General features: G+C 69.7%; 2 protein-coding genes and 1 pseudogene. 1 reads left to right on the forward strand and 2 read right to left on the reverse strand.

All coding sequences use genetic code 11. From position 1 onward, the window contains the following. Together ACFE99_RS24965 and ACFE99_RS24970 are read right to left on the reverse strand one after the other, a co-directional pair. Positions 1-669, reverse strand: a pseudogene (locus tag ACFE99_RS24965) (primosome assembly protein PriA); the annotation flags it as partial. Positions 670-719: 50 nt separating this feature from the next. After that, positions 720-1427 (reverse strand): lysoplasmalogenase, encoded by a 708-nt coding sequence (locus ACFE99_RS24970; RefSeq protein ID WP_375489546.1) that lies wholly within the window; start codon positions 1425-1427, stop codon positions 720-722. Between ACFE99_RS24970 and ACFE99_RS24975 the strand changes: the two genes are divergently transcribed. Beyond that, a complete protein-coding gene (locus ACFE99_RS24975) occupies positions 1426-2361 on the forward strand; it encodes an alpha/beta hydrolase fold domain-containing protein (protein WP_375489544.1) in 936 nt (311 codons plus the stop codon). The two genes, ACFE99_RS24970 and ACFE99_RS24975, sit on opposite strands and share 2 nt — an antisense overlap. Positions 2362-2459: the final 98 nt, after the last annotated feature.

Consider the following 2459-nt stretch of genomic DNA (forward strand, 5'->3'; position numbering starts at 1 on the left):
GCGCGCGGCGCCTCGCAACACCGCCAACCAGCGACGGTAGCGAGCCGCGGGGCCCAGACCGGCCGACAGCGCCACCACGGCGGAGTCGTCGATACGTGCCGTCGCCGACTGCCACAGCGCGTCGACATCCCGCTGGTCGGGGACGATCGCCAGCACACCCTGCCCGGCGCGTACCGTCTGCGCGGCAGCCTCAGCCAACCTGTGCGCCCACAGCTCTCCCGGCAGCGCCTGCCACACGGCTCGGGCCGCGCGCGACTGGTCCAGCGCGGCCAGAAACTGACCGCCGCGGCCATACGCTTGCCAGCCCGCCGGGTCTACCGGCTCGACGACGGGCTGGCTTGCCGTTGCCGTGGTTTCGCGCTCCGCCCCGGCATGCCGCGGCGGCACTGCCAGCCGCAGCACGTCGGCCCGGGTTCCGGCATAACGCGCCGCTACCGCGTCGACCAGCCGGCGGGTCTCAGCGGTGAGCACCGGCTCGGCGGAGACGACCCGGTCCAGCCAGCCCAACTTGCCGGCGTGATCGGTGTCGGTGCGGCGCTCCAGGATGAACCCGTCGACCAGCCGGCCGTGGAACCGCACCCGGACCCGCACCCCCGGCTGGGCGTCGTCGGATTGTTCGGCGGCCACGAGATAGTCGAATTCGCGGTCGAGATGCGGCACCGACAACATCGGCAGCACCCGCGCGACCGGCTCATGCTCGGCGGCCTGCCGGGTTGTGCTCACTGGTCGGCCACCGGCTCCGCCCGGCCGAAGAAGAACCCGGCCGTGATCAGGATCTGTGCCACCGCATAGGTCCACCAGACGGGCACTGCCAAGGCCTCGTTGTCGAGCACGAAGCGATCGATGCCGATCATCGCATCGGACACCGCGAAACACACCGCGCCGGCCGCCGTCCACAGCGTGGGTAACCGTGCCAGCAGCGCCGCGCACACCATCGCGGCCAACACCACCATGTAGACCGTCACCGGAAGCGTCAACGTGTGCAGCTGCGGCCAGAACCACACCAGCAGCGCCGCACACGCGACGTAGGTCACCGCCACGGCGATCAGGCGTGCACCCGAGCGCCGGGCCAGTGGGATGAGCGCGGCCAGAAAACAGATGTGCGCCAACAGAAATGACGTCAGCCCGGCGACGAACGACGGTGACCACCAGGGGATGGCAAGCAACCAGTCGCCGGCAGCCGACAGCAGCAGTGCCGGCAGCAGCCAGCGCCGCTCCCGCGCTATCGGATGCGCGGCGGCGCCCACCGCCAACAGCAGCGCCATCGATGCCTTGAACGCGGGCTGGGCCATCCAGTGGCCGGTTAACTGTTCACCAGGGGCAGAACGCAATGCGGTCACGGTCAAGAACATCCCGTAGCCGGCCCCGCACCAGCCGGCGACCGCCCAAGCGCCGAGCACCACGCGGGATGCGTACGGTGAGCCCATGCCCAGCTTCGACACCCCCGGTCCCGCCATCGACGCCATCTTGCTGAAGGTACTGGATAAGGTCCCGTTCCGGTTGTCCCCCGACGACGGTATTGACGTGGTGCGGCAGCGGCTGCGCGAGCTGCCCCGCCGCGCGGTTCATCCGGAGTTGCGGGTGGAAAACAGCAGCGTCGACGGGCCGGCGGGCGTCATCGGTATCCGAATCTATTGGCCGCCAAGTAGTTTGGAGTCGCCACCGCCTGTTGTGGTGTACTTCCACGGTGGCGGCTTTGTCTGCGGCGATCTGGACACCCACGACGGAACGTGCCGCCAGCACGCCGTCGGCGCCGACGCGGTGGTGGTTTCCGTCGACTATCGGCTGGCACCGGAGCATCCCTACCCCGCTGCTGTCGAAGATGCTTGGGCGGCAACGCAATGGGCCGCCGAGCATGCCGCTGACCTCGGTGCGGATCCCGCCCGGTTGGCGGTGGCCGGTGACTCGGCCGGCGGCACCCTCTCCGCGGTGATCGCCCATCGGGCCCGCGACAACGCCGGCCCGCCGATCAGCTTCCAGCTGTTGTGGTATCCCTCCACGCTGTGGGACACCTCCCTACCGTCGTTCACCGAGAATGCGTCCGCAATCGTCCTGGACCGCAAGGCGATCGCGGCGTTCTCGCGTTGGTATGCAGGCGAAATCGACCTGACCAATCCGCCGCCGGGGCTGGCGCCGGGCCGGGCGAAGAACCTGGGCGGGCTGCCGCCCGCGTACATCGCGGTCGCCGGCCACGACCCGCTGCGCGACGACGGGCTCCGTTACGGTGAGCTGCTCGCCGCGGCCGGGGTGGACCAGCAGGGCTTGGGTGCGCTGCTGATGGAAATCCTTGTGGACGACGTCAAGATCGAGTCCGGCCCCGACGGTACCACGGTCCGCCTGACCAAATCCGCCCCGGAATAGATTGCACCCAGCATGACACAGAAGAAGGCCGGCCCGGACTGGGCACATGAGGATGCGGAGACTCTGTTCGCCCGTTACGCGCGCACGCGGGACCCGCA

This window comes from uncultured Mycobacterium sp. (assembly GCF_964249325.1).
In the GTDB taxonomy this organism is placed as follows: Bacteria; Actinomycetota; Actinomycetes; order Mycobacteriales; family Mycobacteriaceae; genus Mycobacterium.

Bases quoted from the DNA above. Each gene is read 5' to 3' on its own strand.
- ACFE99_RS24975 (WP_375489544.1), top strand. From the start codon at position 1,426: ATGCCCAGCTTCGACACCCCCGGTCCCGCCATCGACGCCATCTTGCTG.
- ACFE99_RS24970 (WP_375489546.1), bottom strand. From the start codon at position 1,427: ATGGGCTCACCGTACGCATCCCGCGTGGTGCTCGGCGCTTGGGCGGTC.